Below are 19,502 nucleotides of genomic sequence, written 5' to 3' on the forward strand. Positions count from 1 at the left end.
TTTCAATCACAGCCGCTAGAATAGCTGGCGCTTTGTCTGAAACCGGAATGAATAACCGCTTGCGCCAGTTGATGATCTCGGTGAAACATCCAACAGCTAAGAGTCGCTCTGCCAGTGAGATAGCATTGACCAGTTCTATGCGAGGTTCTGCGGCAATGTAAGAACACCGTAAAGTTACGCCACCCGGTAACTGCTGGGAATAGCCTTCGTTTAGCACTAAAGAGACTAACTCTTGTGGGCTTAACAGCTTGTTCTTGAGTCCGAGTTGTTCAGCCACAGATTGGATATCCTGAGCGTTAACCACCCCCTCGAATGAAAGACTCCGCGCCAGATACAGCCCCAAAGCCTTGAGATCCCTGGCTACTACCTCCATCGCGGCGATACCACCGCCCTCAATGGATTCCACAAAATCCTCACGGGAGGTAAACGGGAAATCTCCAGTCTGCCAAAGCCCCAGACGATTTGCATAAGATAGGTTAGAAACTTTCGTCGCTCCAGTCGCGGAGACATAGACAACCCGTGCCTGCGGTAATGCGTTTTGCAACCTCAGCCCAACAATGCCTTGCTGGGATGCTGCAACCATACCGAGTTTACCCTCTTGAGCCATTGCATTGCCCATACTGTGGCACTCGTCATAGGCGATCGCTCCCTCAAAGTCTGCTCTTGCCCACTCAACGATTTGCTTAAGCCGACTTTTGCCGTTCTTTTGAGAGCGTAGAGTCGAGTAGGTGCAGAACAGAATCCCTTGGGTGAAAGAGATGGGGTCGCCAAGTTTGATGTTGCTCAGGTCGATAATGTCTTTTTCACTACCTCCGAGCGCACACCAATCGCGTCGGGCATCTTCTATGAGTGCGGCACTTTTGGAAATCCAGATTGCCTTGCGTCGTCCCTGACACCAGTTGTCGAGGATGATTCCCGCACATTGTCTACCCTTACCAGCACCCGTCCCATCACCAAGGAACCAGCCAGATTTTCGGGGACGACGAAAACGGTGGATTCATCAGAACAACTGAAGGCTGAGAAATGCGGGCTAAGTAATCGTTGATTTGTTCGGCGTTGACTCCAAATAGTGGAGTGCCGGGAAACAACCGACGCAGAATCTTCGATCTATCGGGTGCAAGTTCGTTGAGCATCAGACTTGCGCCTTGTAGTTTCCCAAATTGGGCTATTAAGCCAGTTCCGGCACTTGGCTCAAGGATGAGGTCGCTGCTACTGATTTGTCCCGCCAATGCTACCAAGTATGCCAGGGGCAACGGTGTCGAGAATTGCTGAAGCTGTACTGACTCTTCACTGCGCCGTGTTTGCGTTGGGCAGAGAGCTACTAGCTTTTCTAATTCCAATAATACTGTTTGTGGCGACTCTAACAAAAGCTTGTAACCTTTTTGGCGCAGATATAATATTTGCGCCACTTCAAGAGCTTCGTAAGCGTCTTTCCACTGCCATGCACCAGACGCGGCAGTGCCTAGAAAGTAGCGATTCATCTGGGCTTGAACAGTTTTCGTAGAAAGAGGGCGATTCTCAAGCAGTGGTTTTAAAAGCTCTTGGCCAACACTAATAACTGACTGCCCATAATCGATTACTGTTTGCAAATCGAATAGAGAACCTTGAGTAAAAAGCTGCTGTACCATTGGACTATATAATTTTAATTTTCACTTTTAAAAAGCGAAGCTAATAGACAAGAGTGCAAAAGTAACTTTTGCACTCTTGTGGGAAAAGGGGTTCATGTTAAAGGGGAAAGGTTTCTTCTTATTCCTTTTCCCTTTCCCCTTTCCCATACATCCCTACAAATGCCAAGAAGTCTAATATGTGAGCTTTATTAGCTATCAAACAGGCGCAGTTGCCTTGTTGAAATTTCCCGTTTATTTTCTCGATTGATTGAGGTGTAAGCCAGATTTAAACTGCAATTGACTTCAAACCATCCTTCTCCTTCGGAGACGCTAACGCGAACGGCTTGGTGCAGTCGCTCATGGGGGAAACCCCCATCGCCCTTGGCGTCTCCCCTTGGGAGAAGACCGCGCTGCTTCACCACTTAAGAGGTTGATTACTTTGCTCGTCCATTAAGTCTGCGTATTGATTGAGGTAATCAACAGCTTTTAAAAAGTGTGTATAGCAGTCAAATGCCAGATGATTTAATTGTTCACGCACTCTCCTTTTAGTTCGAGCGTTAGACTGAATCCAGATAATAGAGTGCCAAGTTTTCTCATACTCTTTGGCACAACTAACAGCAATTTCTAATTCAAATCTTGCTGCTTCGAGTAGGGAGTGATTGCTTGGGATATGATTTAAAGCAGATGATAAACAACAATATGTCGCGTTCACTATTTTTCAGGAAATAAGTTTAACCTCCGTTGATCAATCGGAGGTTATAGTTGAGTAACTTTTATGCAGTTTTACGCGGTCTACCTGGCTTGCGCTTGCCTGAAGAATTTACATCAGCCTTTTTAGTTTTCGGTAACTTGTTGGCAGCATTATTAGCTTTGTTTGAACGAGTAGTACGTTTTGGTTGTGGTGAAATTTCTTTAATTGGAGGCAATAATCTCAATGTAGAGAATGAGAGAAGAACTGCTTCGTTACTGGTACGATGAACAACTTCATCCTCTAACGTCCAAGGATCTGGCAATTTTTCAAAAGTCATCGCTTGTGGTGTGATTACTTCTGATACTGATGGGATTGTAGAAGCGGTTATATTTACATTACTAACTAAAACCACATTACTAGCGTAAGCAGCCGATACAAATAGTCCGCTAATGAACTGGAATATAACGAGAGTAACGAATGCCCAAAAGATGACTACGATTGTCAAAGTGAGTAGAGATTGCATATCCATGATTTTTTCTCAACTAAGTATTTGTAATTTTCAACTGATTTACGCAAAGCGTTTTTAAGCCTTGTTCAAATGTGAAGCGGATTTGAACAGATCCTCTCTTCAAGAGAGGACTTCACTCAAAATTGAGCGTAGCATCTCTCTGATTTAACTTAGCCAAACTTCTTCGTCTTTTTAAAGCTTAGTTATAAAATAAAGCAGCTTTTAGTATTTAGCTATTTGAAAATTTAAAGTATTATGTTTATAAAATTTTTCCCAAAGATAAATATTGGGGTTAATTCTATGGTTAAGATTTGATTTGTTAGTTAATTCTTGAAATAAGACATTCTATTCAAACGAACAATAAAAGTATTCGTCACAATTAATTGAAAGTATGCCCAATCCAACTACCGACTTACAGCAGATTTGAGGTAAATGAGGCACACTAAATATTAGTGCATCAAGAACTACGAACTACAATGAAACCGTACTCAGTTGATCTGCGAGAAAAAATAGTAAATGCATACGAACGAGGCGGCACGTCAATCAGAAAAGTTGCTGTTCAATTTGGTGTAGCAAAAAGCTATGTACAAAAGCTCCTACAGTTACAGAAAACCCAAGGTCATCTAGAACCTAAAAAGCAAGGTGGGACAATTAAGGGTAAATTGGATGAGTACGGTAGCGAATTAGCCGAAATGGTTAAAAGCCATCCAGACGCAACTTTATCAGAATACTGCGAGTATTTTGGAGAAAAATATAACGTTTGGGTATGTGCAAGTGTAATGTGCTGTGCATTACAAAAACAAAAACTAACACGAAAAAAAAGACTTTACGCAGTAGCCAAGCGAAAACAGAAAGAGTCCAAAGGCTGAGAATAGAGTATTGGGAGAAGGTAAAGCACATAGATCGAGAAGACCTTGTTTTTATTGATGAAATGGGTGTTTTACTTGGTTTAACTCGGACTCATGCCAGAAGCGATGGCTTCGCCAACGCCAAGGGCGAACGCCGCAGTAGGGTGTATGATTTTAAACCATATTATCGAGGGGCGAAAGTAAGTGTAATCGGGGGAATCAGCTTAAAGAAAGTTTTAGCTGTCATGACTTTAAATGGTTCAATGGATGGAAATGCATATAAAGTCTTTACCCTTACATTTTTTGCTTCCACAATTATGGACTGGTGCAGTAGAAGGGAAGGATAATCTTCCTGCACATCAAGTCGCAGAAATTAAACCCTTAATTGAATCTGTTGGTGCAAGTGCTCTGTACCTGTCTCCTTATTCCCCGGAATTTAATCCCATTGAACATTGGTGGTCACAGTTAAAAGCGTTCTTGAAACAATTTTCTCCCAAGACTGCATCTGGAGTCGATGGTTTAATTAAAATAGCACTTCAATTAATTAATCCTGAACATCTCAGAAATTGGTTTACAAATTGCTGTTACTGTACCTCATAAGCTCCGAATATGCTGTATAATCGGATTTTTCAAAGCGAGGGTTGAAATAAGCATCCGTGCAGAACTTACGCGCTTGGATTTGATGACCTCTTTTCAACACCCTGTAAAAAAGATTGGGAGATTTGCATAAGAATACTTCATTCCCATGAAATAAGAAAGGAGCTGTTCTAAAGGTGTTATTGCACCAAGAGAGAAAATGGCAAATTAAACAAACAGTGTGCAGCGCTTAAGCGCATCCCCAAAGTTACCGCTTACCGAAAGTTACACACACATCACACACAATTGCGGAAAATTATATTATGTCCAGACTAATTGTTTCTTTGCCCCCATTCTTAGGCACTTCTAGTCCCGTCGAATTGATGATAGCGGTAATCCCGTTTCAAACCAAGGGGGCGCTATTGCCGATGTCGTGATTAAGGGTGGATATGGAGCCGACACATTTGATGTTGGTTACGGTAATGCCACGATCGATGGTGGTTCGGGATCGGACAAGCTAATTTTGCCTGATTTCAAAAGTGATTACAGTATTCTAGGCAGCTCGAACAATTACACTATTAAGCGCGATCAGTTCACGTTGAATGTATCGAATGTTGAGGAAATTGCCTTTTTTGGCGTTCCTCCACAGGACAGTATGCAAGGGGTTACTCTTTAGGGATTTCTAACAAGCACACTAGTTCTGGATGTTCCTCCTTCTTGATGTTTGAAAAGTTCTATTGTAGGTATCAAAAAGTTTTAGAACCTCCTAAATTCCCTGATAAATTGGAGGACTTAGATTCTGGTTCTCCCCCAATTTATCGGGGAGTGGGCGCGGTCACAGGGGGGATCAATAAGTCTTAGATATAGCCAAATACTTTTCAAACATCATCTAAGACCGCTTTGTAGGGGAGCTTTTTTGAACTTACTTTAATCTAGTTCCGCTTTCGTGCCACAACTCAATCGAGAGCGCTGTCTTTATCGGCAGGAATATACAGGGCTGAAGAAAGAAAGCCAAGCTACTCATGGCTTTGATTCAAGAGACAGCAAAATTACTGCAAAAATAATAGTAGAAAATACAGTATTAATTGCAGTAACTATTCTAATTGTAAAATTTTTCCAGTAAAAAATTACTGCTGATTTAAATCCAAAAACTTACAAACAGCTTGCAGATTGCATTTATCATGACAAACAATAAACCAGAACTCCCACAACCCAGGATTGAACCTGCTAGTATTACTTTTGACCAATACGTGGAATTTACCCCAGAGAAGTTGGAACTGAGCGATGGATACCTCGGCTACAGTGGACAAGACCAAGTTGGTTTTCATTAGTCTATTTTTGTTGGGTTGTTTTCTTGGATTACAGCAATACCTTTACTGAATTTGATAATGTAGCCCCAAGCCCATGAAAATCAACCGTTTTGGCAAGTCGGAAATCCTAACCCCTCAAGAAATAACCTTACTCTTTTCTGAGGGATTTGTGAAGCCCCGCGATCGCGCTTTGTTGACATCGAAAAAGCTTTTGCCAAAAAGCTAGGATTTTTGCCGTATCAAGAAAACTGATTTCTGCAATGACCTTTTGAGAGGTGGCACTGGTAATGATATTCTCATCGGTGCTGCTAGTGATGATATTCTGGTTGGCGGTGCCGATGCTGACAGATTCCTTTACAATACCAATGCTCCCTTTGCCTCTTCTGCTGTTGGTGTAGATACCATTAATGACTTTAATAGTTCCCAAGGTGACAAGATTGTACTGGATAAGACTACCTTTAGTGCGATCGCTAACACAAAAGGAACAGGTTTGAGCAACTTGAGTGATTTTCAAGTCACTAATAAAGCTGGGACGAGCACGGCGAAAATTGTCTACGATCCTGTGAGTGGGCAGTTATTCTACAACCCTCAGTGCAGATGGCTAGCTGCTCCCGTTCCGATTTATCCCGTTCCACGACCACAGTCGGCGGTGAAACACACGAGAGCCCCTGGTCATCAGTAATCATTTCTCCCGGCGCTGCTAATATTGCCTCCAGCGCGACAATCTTTTTAATTAACTTACCCCCGTCATCTTTCTCCACGAGTTCAGGAGTTACGCTCATCCCGTAAGTGTCCTGAATGCGGAACTTCTCACATTCCAAAACTTCCTCCGGCTTGAGATAATCCTGATGCTGCCTGCTGTTGTAAGTCCTCCTGTCAATATTTTTAGCATTGGCAACTTTACGGTAATGCTCCTCATCGATGGCAATACCAGCCGCCTTCATCCACCGGGAAGTCGCTTCATCACCACCGTCGCCCAAAGGAATAATCGTATTGCCCATCTCTTCGAGTAACGATGGCTTCGCCAACGCCAAGGGCGAACGCAGATCAAAACGTAAATTATTAATCGACCAATTGCGCTGCCCCTCAATCTGACACAAGACTATCCTGTGCCAACAAATGTTGGAGTCTGGGGTTATCTTCTACCGTCTGACGATTAATTTGAATATTCAGAGGGGCTAATTCCTGAGCAATGTGAATTAAATCGGTGTGGAGAGTTCCATTTTCTAGTTTGAGAACTGCCATTTTTGACCTCCAGTAAAATAGTTAGAATAAGGCTTTTGAGGCATAAGGGACTTCTAACTAAAAAAATATCCTATCGCTGTGTAAGCTCCCAAAGAAGGCTTGCCGTGAACGACTCGTGCCGAGCAAAGCCGAGGTAAGCCGAACGGGTGCAGGGGGCAGGGGAAGAAATGGTATTAGGTAATTTCTATTGTGAGCGCGGTGAAACTTCTGCATTCAACCAATTGACAAAACCCTGATTAACTGCTGTCGGAGAAATTTCGGCGATAAAATTAGTATAAGTAATATGCTCTTGAATAAGTTTTTCGATTTCTAAAGCATAACCATCTTGAGTTTTGATAATTAAAACAACTTCTGGTTCTTCAGTAATTTCTCCTTGCCAACTATAAGCACAAGTAATCGGGAACCAATTGACACAAACTGCTAACTTACATTCCAGTAATGCCCGACCAATTTGACGCGCTTCATCTGTATTATTTAAAGTTACATAGTAAATTTTCATAAAAGTTTCCGACTTTCAATTAGAGTGAGAAAACACGCTCTAATCCCTCTTGATGGGCTACTGTTGCTTGCAAATGGGGGAAATGAGTATCTAGAGCTTCCACAGATGCCCACTTCTCTACAAAAGTAAACTTATTTTATCTCGTTATGCCAGTATATTGACTCTGTTCTATCGATTGAGGCAGCAGTCGTGACTATTACTTTGAAGTTTTGGGCTTACCTACTAACAGGATCAGTAGGGTTGGATGCCATTTAATACTTCTCGGGTTTTGGGGAAAAGAAAAAACCTTTAACCCAAACTCGGTAACCTTTTCCCAAAACAGTAGCAATTAAAACATTGACGACTTCGGCGACAAGACTATTAGTCCGCCGATTTTTTTTCGGTTAAAGAAGAATGCTACATCTTTATCTTGCCATCAGCGACTTACTCAGGCGATCGCATGGCACTTTCATGAAGGCAGCCATGTCCCCAACGCCTCACTTAAGGCGTGGACATCTCCAATTTTGACGGAGCAACAGAAAGTGTCGCTTTTTCTACCCAACTTTCTCACGCCATCCATTCAGTCCACTGTGGGGCATCTTTCACCAATTGAGCAAATTTGTTCGGGTTAACATCCTCAAACTCCAGCATCACGCCGCAACGCTCATCAATAGACCCAAAGAAGGGGAGTACAACAGATTATGTCAAACGGCAATATATTGGCAATTTGGGAAAAATAGAGAACGGAATAGTAGCCGTTACAGCTTATGGTCTATTCGAGGGTATGACATTTCCCTTAATGTTTGAAGTTTATAAACCATTACAAAGATTACTAGAACTAGATGTCTACCAGACTAAAGCCAATTAACATCGGAACAAATTAAAGAAGCTTTAAAACGGTTTGCAGATTTCTTAGAAATTTTAGAAGATAATCGTCCTTCTCGCGGCGGTTCAGAAACTTGGCACTTTACCTTAAATCTCTGGTACAAACGCCAAGATACAGCAGCCAATATTCAAAAATTTGATTGGGAGTGGGAAAGTCGCCATAAACAGGACTTACGCAACTGGCACAGGCGATCGCTAAATTATAGTACATTTGTATTGTATAACTGACGCAACTGGCACAGCACGATCTGCGCTTCGCGATCGCCATTTTCTCAAGTAATGGCGATCGCCAGGTCGCGCCCCTGAGTTTTCACGGGAAGTCCTCAAACCACAAAAGAGCGTAGCTTTTTCCACAGGCTCCGAAGTCAATAATTTTAGATTATTGACTTCGGAGCCACGCAGAAATACGGGATTGCGAAACTCTAAAAATATCCTTTTCAACATGCGGTGAAAAGTCAAGGTCGCGGCGGTGCCAAACAACTAGACGATAAACATGGAAATATCGGGACGTTTGAGTTGCTGAACTAAATAATTTGACAGCAATCCATGCTTAATTTGATAGATTGTAATACCTGTTTTATAAGCTAAATCTTTGAGTCTAAGCCAGACTAAAATAGCGCAGGCAATATGATTTCTTTGAATACGACCCTTACGACATTGACATGATTCCACACCAGTCAATTGCTTTAGTTCTCTGTGAAACTCCTCAATTTTCCATCGAACCTTACACACTTGTTGTACAACGTCCGTAGAATCTTGAGAGAAATCGTTCGTAGCGATAAAATCCGTTCTGTCGGTGGAGACAGTCACCCGGAATAGTTTCACTTTTTTCGCGCTAGGAAACTTCTTTATTTTAACTAGTTTCCCTAATTTTAATTCTGACTCATTCCAAGATAATAATTCAATTTTTTGATAATCTTTTTTGTCTCTTGTCTCGTCAACAAGTCGATTACGTTTCAGAGGGCAATAATAATATTTACCTAAATCATCAATATACAACATTAGTTTATTTGTTGCATACCAACTGTCCATTAACACGGCTGTAAACGGTATACCTTTATGGTATACAAGGTTTTGCAGCATCTCTGTAACGTGTTCTATCTTTGTTTTTCCATCTCTTTCTGGGTCATAAATACGATAGTCAACTACCCAAAATTTCCCGACTTCATGATTTACATATACACAATTTACTAGCCCAATCCCTTGAATTATACCATGCTCGTTGCCACTATATTGTCTTTTACTTGCCTCTATTTCTATAGCGTATCTTTTATCAATTACTGTGTCATCAAAAACCAAGTAGGCGTTCTCATTTATTTCTATTAAATCTTTAACATTATCCCAAATAAGACGAGGCGTTAATTTCTCATTCTTTAAATAACGGTTAATTTTATCATGACTGATCTGCTCTAAATGAGCCGCTAAATTTGTAATAGTGTAATTTATTTGACTACTCAGTAAGTACTGGCAGTAGTTAAGTTTTGTAAATCTCATGAAATACAGCTTTTATTGGATACACTAGATGCTAATTTTCTCATAAAAACTTGAACAGTGTTCAACAGAATCGATTACTATTACTAATTTAAGCAATACCCTCTTGGCACTTCCCTTCTTAATAAGATTTTTGTACCATAAGGTGGCGATCGGGCTGTGCCAGTTGCGTCAGTTATGCAATACAGATGTACTATAATTTAGCGATCGCCTGTGCCAGTTGCGTAAGTCCTGATAAACAAAAGTCTAAGGCAGTAATGGGCACAAGCAAAGAACAAGGTAGACCAAGTATCATTTCTTCTGAGTCTTATGCCACTCCATACCCCAATTGGCAAGAACTATGTCGCGCTAATCTTAATCATCGGCTGACAACAAATCCCATCACCAGTGGCGATGGTGTCACTTTTGAACTGAATCAGGTTTACGTACCTTTAGGCTTAGTGCAGCGAAAACAGCGTTTACGTCATCGTGATGATGTAACTCCTCAAGAAGGTTCGCGTTTGTATGAACCAGAGGATGTGGATATTATCCAAACCTTTGACCATAATGAATTTTTTCAACAGGTGCTAGGACAAAGGCAAAGTAAACGAATTGCGATTGTCGGTGAACCAGGCGCAGGTAAGACTACATTATTGCAGAGAATTGCTGTTTGGCTGTTGGAAAATACCGCAGATTTACCTGGATGATATAACACAAATAGAGAAAGAGCAGTTTATTCAAGCACTCACTCAATTTCAGGATGGATGCGGGGGATTTTATAATTATCAGGCCTATTTTTTAGCAGCACAGGGAATTGCTGAATTTGCTAGTTTCCCGCAAGCTGATGAAATTATGCGACAGTTAATTAAGTGGCGTTTTGGCTACTTTCATCCAGAAAAGCAAAAATGGTGTAGATATCAATCTCCAATTGTTGAGGGTGCGCGGATAGCGTTGCTAAAAACAGATCGTACTATAGCGATCGCCACCTTAGAACAATTTATCACTGACTGTCAAAATGATTTTGATAGTTGGAATGCAGCCTATAGTTTAGGTAAGACTTTTGACCCTGGGAATAAGATTGCGATCTCCTCTCTGGAAAATCTGGTTAAAATAGCTCGTCATGAAACTATTCGTTGGCAAGCTGCTTATAGTCTGGGCAGAGTTGATGCTGGAAATCAAATAGCGATTACTGCATTGATGCAAATTGTTGATACCACTAACAATGAAGCTACCTGCCGCAAGGCTGCTTATAGTTTAGGCAAGATTGATTTCAGAAATGTACTCGCTATTTCTACGTTAGAAAAAATTACCACAGCAGCAACAGATTCATCTGTGCGTCGCCAAGCAAGCGAGAATTTAGCAACTCTACTTGGTCAGGAAATTACAAATAAATTGCAGAGTAAACGAACACAAAAAAATAAATTACCTTTGTCCCTTTTACCTGAAAAAATCACAGCCTTAATCCGTAGCATCTCCTCATGTGAAGATGAAGACACTAAAAGACGCATAGCTTATAAATTAGCCCAATGTGACCCAAGAAATACTCTGGCATTTACCAGCTTACTGCAATTAGTTAAATCAACCCAAAGTATACCCTTACGCAAACGTACAGTAGATAATTTAAAAGAAATCCTAATTGATGAACAGTTGCCAAAAGTAATTGTTTACCTTAGAGATCGTTTTGCAGATACCGTACAGGAAGATGAGTTGGAATCCCATCGAGACTATTACAATTTAATCTGGTACTGTGCCGAAAATATAACTTATGAAGCATTTTATCAAGCTTGGCATAGCCAAATTGACACGATACCATCATAGACTGAACTAATTTACAAACGAAGATTCTTGCTCGATAAGATGAATTGGGGCAAGCTCTTGAGGCAGGGGAGGCAGAGGAAGCAGGGGGAGATTTTAGAAGTTACCTAAATCATCCCGCAAATATGCAACGCCCAATATTTTATGGATTATCTCCAAACACAAAAAAGTCTAGATGAAAATCAACCGGTTCTTGCACAGCTTTTGAGTAATGCCTACGGAAGACTATTCGGTGTCGCTAAAGCTATTGCGCTTCTTGCTAATCTCTGTGATTAATAGGCATGAATTTTATGAATGACCTACACCCCCACCAGCCAATCGCACACCACAGACTTACATCCCAAAGCAAAATTAACACCAAGCATCCACTGACCCAAATATCCGTTCCAGTAAGGCTCACCATCAGCAACGCCCACAGCCTCGCCTACCTTGGAGACTAGCTGTTGGTAGAGCTGACCAGCACTGTTGAGTCCTTGGCGCAATTTCAGGCTTAACCCCTTCCAGCCTTGGACTTTGGTATCTTCGTCCTGGCTAACTGTTTGGGGAATGTTAAGGAATTGGGTGTCAATGACGGGTGTGGTTAACTCTATATTATTCGTGACTGACACGGATTCAGAATTTTCTCTGATTAACTGTGAGGTGGTGTCAATGAGGGGTGTGGTTAACTCTATATTATTCGTGACTGACACCGACTCACTTTTAGTTGCTTCATCCCGATTTAACCACTGCCCAAAAATCGAATCACGCTGGTCATCAGGAGCAACGAATTGATAAACGCACTCACGATTTTCACGCTTACCCAACCGACCCACATAGTCCAGTTTCAAATCAATCTTGTTGAGCAGCTTCTGTGCGATCGCCACTGGCGTTAACTTCTCGCTAACAGTCACATTCAAACAAGTCTTGATGAAATAGCGATTTTCTACAGCAGCCCGTTTCAACTCCTGCATTTTTGCATCAGTTGAACGCCACTTCACCCCAGGCTTTAGCAGTTGCAAGAGATTGAGTTTTGCCAATAACAGTACAGCAAGTAATAACTGCCCCTTGTTAAAATCTGGTTTCCAAATCGAATTCTCCCCCAATTCTAACTGCGCCTTAGCTCGTTTAGCATCACGATTGGTCAGAAACTCTCGCCCCAGTGTCAAATAATAGTGCATCCGCAGTTGAGGATACCACCCGTCATCATCTTTCTCCACAAGCTCAGGGGTAACATCAACTTCATAGCGACGGGACAATTCGGCCTTGCGCTGCTGATGTCGTTCAGTTTTCGTTTTGGCACGTTTGTCTTGCAGCTTCTTCAATTCAGTTGGGGAGAGTTCATCAGAATCCGCGATCGCTTCACACTCAGCAGCATACAATTCAACAGACGCGGCTTTAACCGACTCGATTACAGCCCCACTTTCACCATCATCAGCATCATCAGCATCGATAATGGTGTACCCATCCTCGACCAAACCCGCAAGAACAGACTCTCGATAGCGCCGCATCTCTACGTTTATAACAGAACCACGCTTGCCCCAAGTCTGCAAAGATTCGGGCTGGAAGTTCTGGTCAACATAGCTGTAGTCGTCATTATCCGCCGCCGACAACAGCGCAATGTTAGCTTGTGTCGCAACGTGTTGACTTCTCAACAATCCTGCTATCGTTGTGGAACCATTGCCTACAACCGACATCCCCCACTCTCTGACCCAAATGTGACGGTCAACTGTTTTCCTAACCCGTGCCAACATCTGCCGCACAGAGTTAACAGGCTGCACTCCCTGGAAAATCCCCCAAACAGCGCTGAAATGTCCTCGAATATCAATGGATACCCCAGTTTCTAAACTTGGAGAAGCGATAACCAAATCATACTGGGTAAGAATTTCGTTCAGGTGAGCGATACAACCGAAAGCCGCATGAGATGGATCAGCAACAGATTCGCTGTCAATTCTCAGGATTCGCAAGTGAGGGAATTTGCGGCGAAAACGTTCTTCAAGCGCTTGGGTTCCCCATTTAGACTTAGCTTTTTGAGCAGAGCAGCATAATAAATGATGTCCACTTTTAGCAATGGCTTTGTCCAGTGCCGCAATCAAATTCTTCGGGTTACTGCCAGAGTAGTTGTAACAGTTTCCGGCTACGTGGCGATAATTGTTGACGATTACAAACGGGTTAACTCGATATTCTCCAGCGAGTGATAAAACATACTTTACATCTGTGTCAGAAACATCGGCACTAGACAGGTAAATCTTTCCTTGACTACTGCCCAAAACATTCTGCACTAGTTGTTTAAGGTTTTTGAGAACAGATACTCGACGCTTTTGCACCTCCGTACCAGAGTTGAGCAAATGCCAGAAAACTTGGTCGCATTCATCAATAATAATGACATCATTTGACCAGTCGTTAGGGTTGAATCGCGCCTGACTTTCTTGATGCAGTGAATCAACGCACACCCCGTATCCTAATAATGTGCCTGTTTCTGAGGTATGGACTTCGGTAACATAATTAACACCAAACCGATTACACAACGCCTCACCCAGTTGAATACGGTGGGTGATGATTAATACCCGTCTCTCTTGGTCGTGTGCTTTCGCCACTTCTTGGGACAGCCATTCGGTTTTACCCGTGCCTTTGGGAGCTTTGAGGATAATCAGTTTTTCGCCTTCGGGTACAAGCAGATGACCGAGGAATCGTTGGTTGAGAGCGATTGACGGCGGGTAAGTCAGCAGAGTGAACAGCTTAATCTCCCATAACTCCAGTGCAACAGCCGTATTGTAAAGTGCGTCAAATGCCGGCTGACCCTTGGCAACGATAAAATCATCAACCCCTTTCTCTGGCCCTAACGGTAAATCAATCACTCGCAGCGAACAACCCTCATTTACCAGCAGCCGTCCCATGCGACTGATGGCGGTTCTGACTCGCTGGGCTGTCTCTGGTTTATTGTCCTGGTCAAAGCAGATGTTAACAAGTCTCCCCTGTGTTGCAAAATGTTTCAAGTCAGGAATCAGGGATGGTTTACCGATGTTTCGACTCCGCTCAACACAAGTGGCGTTACCGTACTCATCTTGCGGTGTGCGGTATCCAGCGTTAACGCCAGGAATTGCGATCGCAGCATAACCGACAGTCAATAACGCCCCCGCTTTTTTGACACCTTCCACGATTGTCACTGGCACATTATGCCGCCATACCCAGCGCCAGAAGCCGCCAGGATGTTGTAGGTCTTCTTCAGTAATGGGGATGCCACTACGGTTGGACACTTTCACCCAGATGCGATTCGGTACTAAGAGGAAGAAGGCGCGTGTCTCTTCTCTATATGGATGTTCGTACTTGATGAATTTGTGAATTTTCTGGCGATCGCGTCTGGGGAAGTCGGGTTTGAAACAGCCCCACATCATACTGACGTAGTTGTTGAGAGGGTCAACGCCACTGCACCACCAGCCGCCTAGCTCAATGTGCTGGTATTTCTTTAAATCCCTGTCTCTGAGCCGCCCATCATTGCGACGGGAGATTTTGGGACTGTAGAGAAGATATTCGTAGGGTAACGTCCCGTAGAGCGATTTCACGTTCAGGTAAAAGATTTCTTCGTCAATGCTACTGTTGAGCCATTGGGTTAAATGTTTTGCTTGAGAATCAGATTCGATTATACGCATATCCCCTCCAGTATTTTGAAGCAATGCAAAGCTTGGGGTATTGAGTCATACCGCCTTTGCTGTTAGTTACGCAGCTACAGGTTAAAAAACCGTCGTTTTCAGTTCAGCAATCAACAGGACTTGTATTGGTAGTTGTTTTTTTCGTCCTATTGACTGCTTTTTAACCGGACTAAGTAGTACACATGAACTAAAAAACTGTCATTTTACATGATTTAGTCCAAGTCAGAATCATCTCCCACCTCCGGTATGTGGTCGGAAAGTCAGATTAATCCGAGTGCCGACTACTTTGTTGGTCTTGGGAACCTGATGCAGATGTGTGGACTGACAGCCTGGGTGCATCACAAGCAAACTGCCATGTTCCAGCCAAAAGTCAGTGGGTTTGCCATTTCTCGGTTTGATTTGGAATTTGCGAACACCACCGAGGCTAAGGGAAGCGATCGCAGGGTTAAATCCCATCGATGGTTCATTGTCGGAGTGCCACCCGATAGAATCAGTCCCCGTGCGGTACTGGTTGCCAATGACGATGCGGAATTTGTAGCCAGTCAAAGCGGTGATTCTATCTCGTAACTTAGACAGAGCATCTGTCCAAGTCAGGGGTTTCAAGAACACGCTGTTGGAGTAAAGGTAATCGCAGCCGTAGTCCCCGTAAATACATTCAAGGCGCGGGACGGGCATTGTTTTACCCGCGATTCTGATTTGATTCTGCTGCCACTCCAGTTTCAAGCAGTGTTGGTAGAGTTCGTTTGCTTGTTCAAGGCTTAAGAAATTGGAGTAGTAAGTGACTGGTAAAACTGGCGTGTATTCAGAGAAAAGTGTGAGTTGTTGCATGGTAGTTTTATCCAACTAAAGAACGTGTAGCGAAGACAATTACTGTTAGTTAGTTTTGTTCGGCTTTAAAAACCTCAACCAAAATACTTTCTGGATACAAACCGACTTTTCCAAAACGTGGGTCATGAATGCGTTCTATTTCTATTCCTTGTTTTCGGCACAATGCACTGGCTTTTCGACCTTTAGTACTGGCTTCTTTAACCGATATTTCTAAACCTTGAAGATTGGCGAATCCAACAACACTGTATTTATGTCCACATGGGGTATTTACTCTGTCTTGCTCAACTTCAACGGCTTTTAGTCGGTGCAAAATTTCGGTCTGTTGCTGTTGTTGTTGGAGTAAATGCTGTTCTTGCTCTGCCAATTGTTGTGCTAGAGCGGCGAGTAACTGTATTTGAGTCATCGCTGTTTCGCTATTTGAGGCGGGTTTAGTCCAGCCCAATTTATCTTGAATCCACGCCCGAATACCGATGGTATTGAATGAACGGCATACCAATCTGGCTTGCTTGGTACAGTATCTACCAGCTTCGTAAGCGTAGTACTCTAGGATGATTGCGATCGCTATATCAGGGATTCCGTTGGTTCTCCACTGGCTGAGGTCGGCGGCTGAAAATCCTTGTAACATAAGCTCTTTGGCTAATTTTGATGGTGCTAGGTCGGCGCTTGATTTTAAAGCTTTTCTGATAGATTCGTCATCAACCCCAGCCAGTCTTGCAGTTGCTCTAACACTGGCTTTCGCTTCACCATTAGCTTCAACTTCAATCTCTTGTTTTATCTGTTCGATGATTTCGGCGATTTCAATTTGTGACATAACTTTAGTTTGGTGATAATTTTTTGTTGTGTGATTAGAAAGAATTAAACATTTACCCGCACTAAGCTTTTTTCACCAACCAGTGAGAAACGATTAGATATAGTCCGTGATTGAGTTAACGTTGGCGACATCAATTCAACAACGTAAAACCAAGAATTATTCACCAGCGCTATCCCCAAAATCAGCCGTTGCTTTGTTCTCTTATCGTGAGTACATAGCATCACTCTTTCACCCAGAACGAAAGCAGGTTTTTGCACATTGAGGGTTTCTAACTGACCTGTCCCGATGATTTGGTTTTGTGTGGCGTGAAGGATTTCATTACGGCAATCAATTGAATAAAACCAAATTTCATGCTTCCACTGAATACCGCAACAATAGCCGAATGTTCTCGTGGTTCGGAGGTATACTCTTTCCAGTAAATTAATTGCAACAGGTGGAATTGTTTGCCCCCAAGGAGGAGAAAGATACCAACTCGTTTCAAAAGCAGTAATTAACTCAATCATGTATTTTCTGTTGTTGGGATAAAATTCTTTTCAATCGCTCAAAAATCAGTGCAGCGCATTGGGGAACAATCGCATTGCCCAGAGCGATCAACTGTTGTTTGTGTTGTCTTCTAATGCTTTGGTATTGTGCATAGAGTTGACGATATTCCTTCTGGCAATCCGGCGTAAGCGCTGCAATTTCTTTACGACTGAGCCGATGGAAGCTGGGGATTGTGGCAGCACACAGCCATCTGTCAAGGTCTGACTGTCGCATGAGATATCTACCCAACCGTTGGGAAAGCCCATGATCGCGCTGACAAAAAGTGGATTGAGAGAACGATTTGGAGTGCTGCCCACCTCGTAAGCAAGGTTTCTGCCCCCTTTTGTTGGTTTTCTGTAATTGTTGTTGGCATCTATCAAGGTTTGTGTAGGCATCATCACCGCCGCCGACAGATGCAGTGTTTGTCCCGCTTTGTGTGTACTGGTTCCAGGATGTATGCTGTCTTGAGCTTTGGGAGTCGGTAGCAATAATCCAAACTCTTTCTCGTTTATGAATGGCCCCCACTTGGTTCGCCGAAAGCACTCCCCACTGCACATCGAACCCCATCTGGGCAAACTCCCAGAGTACACCACGGAAAAATCCACTTCCCTCAGCAGTAAGCAATCCGGGTACGTTTTCCACAATTGCCCATCTTGGTCGAACTTGGCGAAGGATTCTAAAGAATTCACCGAACAGGTTGCGTTCATCCTGGGATGCAAGACGTTTTCCGGCGAGGCTAAAGGGAGGGCAAGGGAGTCCGGCGATGATACCGTCAACTTCTCTAACTCCGACTCCGGCCAAAGACTCAGTTGTAATATCATGGATATCTGGGATAATTGGAATATTTGGGAATCTGAGATTAAGCAGTTGTTGGCAGTACTGATTAATCTCGCAAAAAGCTACAGTTTCAAAACCACCACTAATCAAGTGACCGAGGGTGAAGCCACCAATACCGGAGCAGAGGTCAATAACTTTTTGAGTTTCCAGGGGAGTGATTTGGTCAATCATGCTCGTCTCCCTAACAAGTAATTAATTGCTTCTGGATCAAGAGAGGTAATACGTTTTTTAATTGATTGAGGTGGATGGTCAAGAAACTGCTTAAGATGCCATTTCCGAATCTGATAATGTCTAGCAGAACGTTTTGTAGCTTTAAGCCATCCTCGTTTTACCCATCTTGTAACAGTTGAGAAATTCAATTGAAGAACTTGAGCAATTTCCTGGCAGCTATAATTATCAAGCGTGGGGCGTGCTGAATAACCTAAGCTATTTAACTTCAGATAAATTGCAATTGGTGTGCGTTGGTATCCTCTTTTTTTGAAGATTGAAGCTATTTGTTTGACTGTATAGACTTCAGCCTTAGCTTCGATAATTGCTAGTTCTTCATCACTCCATTTGGTATTCATAATGTCACCTCTGATAAAGAGATAGAATTAGTGTCAGCTTGTTCTTGTACAATCCGAGCGCTGATAGATTCAAACTCCACCTGAGCAATATTCAAATCAATCAGCATTTCACCACTGTTGTAGAGGTCTGTGATGTGCTGCTTGATTGCCGATTCCGAGAGTCCATCAGGAATATTTAGGTGCGCTTCGCTGGTGATTTTATCTACTACTGTGACGATGACTTTCATGGCTCAATTCCTGTGTGATTAATTGAGGATTCAGAAGTAAAAATATTCTGAATCCTGATTCTGATTTACACTGCTCCAGTCTTTACCGCTTGCAACTGTTGCATCCATGCGCTGATTGTTGCTAACTCATCCGCACCGCTAGCAACAGCATCAACAACTAGCTTTTGATACGAAGATTCGGCATGATTGGGATGGTCACACTTGCCTGCTGCCCAAGCCAAACACATAGTCTTCACCAGTTCATCAATCTTGCTAATATGCAATTGGCTGGGGCTATTTGTGTCTTGAAATTGCAACCACTCTCTGACCAAATCAAGCGGATAATCAAGCAAAGTGCGGATATTTTTAATTCGTAAGTCTTGAGGATGTACTGGTTGAGGGACTACGCTAAGTTTTGGTGTGGCTGAAATAGTTGATGAAGTACCACCTAGAAGAGATTGGATGTCACGAATGATTGTTGCCCAATCCAAATCTCTACTCCATTCCCTATAAATCTTGGTCTTGTTTGCTGCATCGTAAAGATTGCAATTAAACTAAGCCACCTCGTCACCAAAGCGACTCGTCTTCAAAACCGGACGTGAGACTTTCACCTCATCCGGCTCCTCAGTAATTTGGTGCTTGTCCAATTGCATACCTCCAACCGAACCATCTT

Annotated in this window: 24 protein-coding genes and 2 pseudogenes; 9 read left to right on the forward strand and 17 right to left on the reverse strand. The window is 42.8% G+C overall.

Translation table 11 applies throughout. The features are described 5' to 3' along the window. From LC586_RS34485 to LC586_RS34505, 5 genes are all read right to left on the reverse strand, one after another. On the reverse strand, nt 1-997 hold a 997-nt coding region (locus tag LC586_RS34485; RefSeq protein ID WP_309143422.1), incomplete at its 3' end, for a strawberry notch family protein. Next, nucleotides 951-1,628, reverse strand: coding sequence for a hypothetical protein (locus LC586_RS34490; protein WP_229489989.1), 678 nt, complete (start codon nt 1,626-1,628; stop codon nt 951-953). The genes LC586_RS34490 and LC586_RS34485, both read right to left, overlap by 47 nt. Before the next feature lie 188 nt (nt 1,629-1,816). Continuing rightward, nucleotides 1,817-2,029 (reverse strand): hypothetical protein, encoded by a 213-nt coding sequence (locus LC586_RS34495; RefSeq protein WP_229489991.1) that lies wholly within the window; start codon nt 2,027-2,029, stop codon nt 1,817-1,819. Then, nucleotides 2,023-2,319: a hypothetical protein gene (locus LC586_RS34500; protein WP_229489992.1), complete on the reverse strand. Its 297-nt coding sequence runs from the start codon at nt 2,317-2,319 to the stop codon at nt 2,023-2,025. The genes LC586_RS34495 and LC586_RS34500 overlap by 7 nt, the downstream gene beginning before the upstream one ends. A gap of 61 nt (nt 2,320-2,380) precedes the next feature. Further along, a complete protein-coding gene (locus LC586_RS34505) occupies nt 2,381-2,827 on the reverse strand; it encodes a hypothetical protein (RefSeq protein WP_229489993.1) in 447 nt (148 codons plus the stop codon). 455 nt (nt 2,828-3,282) lie between these two features. On the opposite strand from LC586_RS34505, the gene LC586_RS34510 reads away from it, so the two are divergent. The 4 genes from LC586_RS34510 to LC586_RS34525 all read left to right on the forward strand — a co-directional run bounded on the left by LC586_RS34510 (nt 3,283) and on the right by LC586_RS34525 (nt 5,561). Then, complete coding sequence (locus tag LC586_RS34510) at nt 3,283-3,675, forward strand: helix-turn-helix domain-containing protein (RefSeq protein WP_229489994.1); 393 nt, start codon at nt 3,283-3,285, stop codon at nt 3,673-3,675. Between the two features lie 234 nt (nt 3,676-3,909). Next, nucleotides 3,910-4,254, forward strand: coding sequence for a transposase (locus tag LC586_RS34515; RefSeq protein WP_229489995.1), 345 nt, complete (start codon nt 3,910-3,912; stop codon nt 4,252-4,254). Between the two features lie 922 nt (nt 4,255-5,176). Next, nucleotides 5,177-5,353, forward strand: coding sequence for a hypothetical protein (locus LC586_RS34520; protein WP_229489996.1), 177 nt, complete (start codon nt 5,177-5,179; stop codon nt 5,351-5,353). A 58-nt stretch (nt 5,354-5,411) separates the two neighbouring features. Beyond that, complete coding sequence (locus LC586_RS34525; protein WP_229489997.1) at nt 5,412-5,561, forward strand: hypothetical protein; 150 nt, start codon at nt 5,412-5,414, stop codon at nt 5,559-5,561. Nucleotides 5,562-6,058: 497 nt separating this feature from the next. Here LC586_RS34525 and LC586_RS34535 read toward each other — a convergent pair whose 3' ends face one another. The 3 genes from LC586_RS34535 to cutA all read right to left on the reverse strand — a co-directional run bounded on the left by LC586_RS34535 (nt 6,059) and on the right by cutA (nt 7,284). Further along, on the reverse strand, nt 6,059-6,640 hold the full coding sequence (locus LC586_RS34535; protein WP_229490014.1) for a hypothetical protein: 582 nt from the start codon (nt 6,638-6,640) through the stop codon (nt 6,059-6,061). Next, nucleotides 6,627-6,785: a hypothetical protein gene (locus LC586_RS34540; RefSeq protein WP_229489998.1), complete on the reverse strand. Its 159-nt coding sequence runs from the start codon at nt 6,783-6,785 to the stop codon at nt 6,627-6,629. Before LC586_RS34540 ends, LC586_RS34535 begins: the two co-directional genes overlap by 14 nt. Before the next feature lie 184 nt (nt 6,786-6,969). Next, nucleotides 6,970-7,284, reverse strand: a complete 315-nt coding sequence (gene cutA / locus LC586_RS34545; protein WP_229490000.1) for a divalent-cation tolerance protein CutA — start codon at nt 7,282-7,284, stop codon at nt 6,970-6,972. Nucleotides 7,285-7,936: 652 nt separating this feature from the next. Between cutA and LC586_RS34550 the strand changes: the two are divergent. Together LC586_RS34550 and LC586_RS41275 are read left to right on the forward strand one after the other, a co-directional pair. Beyond that, a pseudogene (locus tag LC586_RS34550) lies at nt 7,937-8,122 on the forward strand (IS701 family transposase); the annotation flags it as partial. Between the two features lie 2 nt (nt 8,123-8,124). Then, nucleotides 8,125-8,316, forward strand: a pseudogene (locus tag LC586_RS41275) (hypothetical protein); the annotation flags it as partial. Nucleotides 8,317-8,628: 312 nt separating this feature from the next. On the opposite strand, the gene LC586_RS34560 reads toward LC586_RS41275, so the two are convergent. Beyond that, entirely contained in the window at nt 8,629-9,642 is a 1,014-nt protein-coding gene (locus LC586_RS34560) for an IS701 family transposase (protein ID WP_229490001.1), read from the reverse strand. Between the two features lie 185 nt (nt 9,643-9,827). Between LC586_RS34560 and LC586_RS34565 the strand changes: the two genes are divergently transcribed. The 3 genes from LC586_RS34565 to LC586_RS40940 all read left to right on the forward strand — a co-directional run bounded on the left by LC586_RS34565 (nt 9,828) and on the right by LC586_RS40940 (nt 11,709). Next, the gene (locus LC586_RS34565; protein ID WP_229490002.1) at nt 9,828-10,325 is read left to right on the forward strand and encodes a hypothetical protein; all 498 of its coding nucleotides are present in this window, start codon (nt 9,828-9,830) and stop codon (nt 10,323-10,325) included. Beyond that, the gene (locus tag LC586_RS34570) at nt 10,282-11,436 is read left to right on the forward strand and encodes a HEAT repeat domain-containing protein (protein WP_229490003.1); all 1,155 of its coding nucleotides are present in this window, start codon (nt 10,282-10,284) and stop codon (nt 11,434-11,436) included. Before LC586_RS34565 ends, LC586_RS34570 begins: the two co-directional genes overlap by 44 nt. A gap of 141 nt (nt 11,437-11,577) precedes the next feature. After that, nucleotides 11,578-11,709, forward strand: a complete 132-nt coding sequence (locus LC586_RS40940; RefSeq protein ID WP_267921783.1) for a hypothetical protein — start codon at nt 11,578-11,580, stop codon at nt 11,707-11,709. Between the two features lie 23 nt (nt 11,710-11,732). Here the strand turns inward: LC586_RS40940 and LC586_RS34575 are convergent, their stop codons facing one another. The 8 genes from LC586_RS34575 to LC586_RS34610 form a co-directional block, all read right to left on the reverse strand. Further along, nucleotides 11,733-15,059, reverse strand: a complete 3,327-nt coding sequence (locus tag LC586_RS34575; RefSeq protein ID WP_229490004.1) for a plasmid replication protein, CyRepA1 family — start codon at nt 15,057-15,059, stop codon at nt 11,733-11,735. 228 nt (nt 15,060-15,287) lie between these two features. After that, nucleotides 15,288-15,887 (reverse strand): alpha-ketoglutarate-dependent dioxygenase AlkB family protein, encoded by a 600-nt coding sequence (locus LC586_RS34580; protein ID WP_229490005.1) that lies wholly within the window; start codon nt 15,885-15,887, stop codon nt 15,288-15,290. Nucleotides 15,888-15,936: 49 nt separating this feature from the next. Continuing rightward, nucleotides 15,937-16,698 carry a hypothetical protein gene (locus tag LC586_RS34585; protein WP_229490006.1) on the reverse strand — a complete coding sequence of 254 codons (762 nt, stop codon included), beginning with the start codon at nt 16,696-16,698 and terminating at the stop codon, nt 15,937-15,939. A gap of 44 nt (nt 16,699-16,742) precedes the next feature. After that, nucleotides 16,743-17,201, reverse strand: a complete 459-nt coding sequence (locus tag LC586_RS34590) for a DUF1392 domain-containing protein (RefSeq protein ID WP_229490007.1) — start codon at nt 17,199-17,201, stop codon at nt 16,743-16,745. After that, entirely contained in the window at nt 17,194-18,228 is a 1,035-nt protein-coding gene (locus LC586_RS34595; protein WP_229490008.1) for a DNA cytosine methyltransferase, read from the reverse strand. Before LC586_RS34595 ends, LC586_RS34590 begins: the two co-directional genes overlap by 8 nt. After that, nucleotides 18,225-18,623 carry a helix-turn-helix domain-containing protein gene (locus tag LC586_RS34600; RefSeq protein WP_229490009.1) on the reverse strand — a complete coding sequence of 133 codons (399 nt, stop codon included), beginning with the start codon at nt 18,621-18,623 and terminating at the stop codon, nt 18,225-18,227. The genes LC586_RS34595 and LC586_RS34600 overlap by 4 nt, the downstream gene beginning before the upstream one ends. Then, nucleotides 18,620-18,850: a hypothetical protein gene (locus LC586_RS34605; RefSeq protein WP_229490010.1), complete on the reverse strand. Its 231-nt coding sequence runs from the start codon at nt 18,848-18,850 to the stop codon at nt 18,620-18,622. The genes LC586_RS34600 and LC586_RS34605 overlap by 4 nt, the downstream gene beginning before the upstream one ends. 65 nt (nt 18,851-18,915) lie before the next feature. Beyond that, nucleotides 18,916-19,320: a hypothetical protein gene (locus LC586_RS34610; protein WP_229490012.1), complete on the reverse strand. Its 405-nt coding sequence runs from the start codon at nt 19,318-19,320 to the stop codon at nt 18,916-18,918. Nucleotides 19,321-19,502: the final 182 nt, after the last annotated feature.

It is taken from the genome of Nostoc favosum CHAB5714 (assembly GCF_020829495.1).
GTDB lineage: Bacteria > Cyanobacteriota > Cyanobacteriia > Cyanobacteriales > Nostocaceae > Nostoc > Nostoc favosum.

What these genes read in the sequence shown, in the direction of transcription:
- LC586_RS34525 (WP_229489997.1), top strand. Translation starts at nt 5,412, where the DNA reads ATGACAAACAATAAACCAGAACTCCCACAACCCAGGATTGAACCTGCT.
- LC586_RS34515 (WP_229489995.1), top strand. Translation starts at nt 3,910, where the DNA reads ATGGTTCAATGGATGGAAATGCATATAAAGTCTTTACCCTTACATTTT.
- LC586_RS40940 (WP_267921783.1), top strand. Translation starts at nt 11,578, where the DNA reads ATGGATTATCTCCAAACACAAAAAAGTCTAGATGAAAATCAACCGGTT.
- cutA (WP_229490000.1), bottom strand. Translation starts at nt 7,284, where the DNA reads ATGAAAATTTACTATGTAACTTTAAATAATACAGATGAAGCGCGTCAA.
- LC586_RS34490 (WP_229489989.1), bottom strand. Translation starts at nt 1,628, where the DNA reads ATGGTACAGCAGCTTTTTACTCAAGGTTCTCTATTCGATTTGCAAACA.
- LC586_RS34595 (WP_229490008.1), bottom strand. Translation starts at nt 18,228, where the DNA reads ATGATTGACCAAATCACTCCCCTGGAAACTCAAAAAGTTATTGACCTC.
- LC586_RS34600 (WP_229490009.1), bottom strand. Translation starts at nt 18,623, where the DNA reads ATGAATACCAAATGGAGTGATGAAGAACTAGCAATTATCGAAGCTAAG.
- LC586_RS34585 (WP_229490006.1), bottom strand. Translation starts at nt 16,698, where the DNA reads ATGTCACAAATTGAAATCGCCGAAATCATCGAACAGATAAAACAAGAG.
- LC586_RS34590 (WP_229490007.1), bottom strand. Translation starts at nt 17,201, where the DNA reads ATGATTGAGTTAATTACTGCTTTTGAAACGAGTTGGTATCTTTCTCCT.
- LC586_RS34575 (WP_229490004.1), bottom strand. Translation starts at nt 15,059, where the DNA reads ATGCGTATAATCGAATCTGATTCTCAAGCAAAACATTTAACCCAATGG.
- LC586_RS34580 (WP_229490005.1), bottom strand. Translation starts at nt 15,887, where the DNA reads ATGCAACAACTCACACTTTTCTCTGAATACACGCCAGTTTTACCAGTC.
- LC586_RS34565 (WP_229490002.1), top strand. Translation starts at nt 9,828, where the DNA reads ATGTACTATAATTTAGCGATCGCCTGTGCCAGTTGCGTAAGTCCTGAT.
- LC586_RS34510 (WP_229489994.1), top strand. Translation starts at nt 3,283, where the DNA reads ATGAAACCGTACTCAGTTGATCTGCGAGAAAAAATAGTAAATGCATAC.
- LC586_RS34560 (WP_229490001.1), bottom strand. Translation starts at nt 9,642, where the DNA reads ATGAGATTTACAAAACTTAACTACTGCCAGTACTTACTGAGTAGTCAA.
- LC586_RS34505 (WP_229489993.1), bottom strand. Translation starts at nt 2,827, where the DNA reads ATGGATATGCAATCTCTACTCACTTTGACAATCGTAGTCATCTTTTGG.
- LC586_RS34605 (WP_229490010.1), bottom strand. Translation starts at nt 18,850, where the DNA reads ATGAAAGTCATCGTCACAGTAGTAGATAAAATCACCAGCGAAGCGCAC.
- LC586_RS34540 (WP_229489998.1), bottom strand. Translation starts at nt 6,785, where the DNA reads ATGGCAGTTCTCAAACTAGAAAATGGAACTCTCCACACCGATTTAATT.